General features: G+C 44.1%; 1 protein-coding gene. It reads left to right on the top strand.

Annotated elements, in window-relative coordinates:
- Positions 1–401: pyruvate kinase (locus J7R13_RS09200; RefSeq protein ID WP_246786350.1), on the top strand; the 401-nt coding region annotated here is incomplete at both ends.

Below are 401 nucleotides of genomic sequence, written 5' to 3'. Positions count from 1 at the left end.
AAGGGTCAAGAAGATTTGCGTGTTGGGCAAAGCTTTACGTTAGATAATCGCGATGTGTCAGGTGATGCACAGCGTGTTTTTTTCCCTCATGAGGATGTATTTTCGGCTGTTAAACCAGGGGATCGGTTGTTGATTGATGACGGAAAACTGGAACTGCGTGCGCAAGTTTGTGATGGTCATTCTGTACAGTGTCGCGTGGTTTCTGGAACCCGTATTTCTGATCGAAAGGGTGTCAGTTTTCCCGATACAATTTTGCCTTTTGATTCGATGACGTCAAAAGATAAGGAGGATCTTCAGGCTCTTTTACAGCAGCCTGTTGATTGGGTTGCTCTTTCTTTTATTCAACGTCCAGAAGATATTATAGCGGTGCGTCGATTGACGAAAAGCAAGGTGTCTTTGAT

Origin of the sequence: Bartonella taylorii 8TBB (assembly GCF_902825155.1) — a bacterium.
Lineage (GTDB): Bacteria > Pseudomonadota > Alphaproteobacteria > Rhizobiales > Rhizobiaceae > Bartonella > Bartonella taylorii_A.
Note: the sequence above shows the minus strand (reverse complement) of the source record. Positions and strands in the feature narration are given on the sequence as shown.